This window comes from Pseudomonas sp. P5_B2 (assembly GCF_056400445.1).
Genome location: NZ_JBFULH010001284.1, coordinates 1 through 758 on the forward strand (window position 1 = coordinate 1; position 758 = coordinate 758).

The 758-nt window shown below is 56.7% G+C and carries 1 protein-coding gene; it reads right to left on the minus strand.

What is annotated here, in order from left to right; translation table 11 throughout:
• Positions 1 to 720, minus strand: a 720-nt coding sequence (locus AC1DRJ_RS30765; RefSeq protein WP_477805431.1) for an alkyl sulfatase dimerization domain-containing protein, incomplete at its 3' end; no start/stop codon positions are given.
• Positions 721 to 758: the final 38 nt, after the last annotated feature.

Here is a 758-nt window from a genome sequence, read left to right on the forward strand (position 1 = left end):
CTTGAGGACAGCCTCTTCGCCCCCCATCATCTCCACATAGTGTTTGCCCCCCTCCACCGGCGGAAGTTCGTGCAACTGCGCCGGGTTGCCGGTAAACCAGCCCAGGTACAACACATAGGTGGCTTTGACATTGTGGTTCACCGTACCGTAGTAACCACGGTTTGAGAATTTACTGTCGATCGCTTTGGGTAGTTTGAACTGCTCGGCGATCTCGACCATGGTGTAACCCTTGTTGATCATCCGCAGGGTTTCGTCGTTGATGTAGCGGTACATGTCGCRCTGGGAAGACAGCTGCTCACGCACCTCCTTGTTGCCCCAGACCGGCCAGTGGTGCATGGCATACATGACCTGGACATCATCGCCCCACAGTTTGAGCGCCTCGTTGAGGTACTTCGACCATGGCAATGGTTCGCGAATCTTCGCGCCACGCAATGAGTAGGTGTTGTGCAGGGTGTGGGTGGAGTCTTCGGCGGTGTTGAGCGCTTTCTTTTCCTTGATGTAATAGAGCATCTCAGCAGGCGCTTCACTGCCCGGCGCATACAGGAACTGGTAGGTCAGGCCGTCAATGACATGGGTTTCGCCTGTGGTCTTGATGATGTCAGTTGGCGGGATTAGCGTCACCGTGCCAGCCGATGTGGTGGTGCCCAGGCCGGCACCCAGTTGACCTGTCGGATCGGGAGGAAGCAGGTTGCCATACATGTAGCTGGCGCGACGACTCATGGCTGTGCCCGCCATGACGTTTTCAGCTACTGCATGCT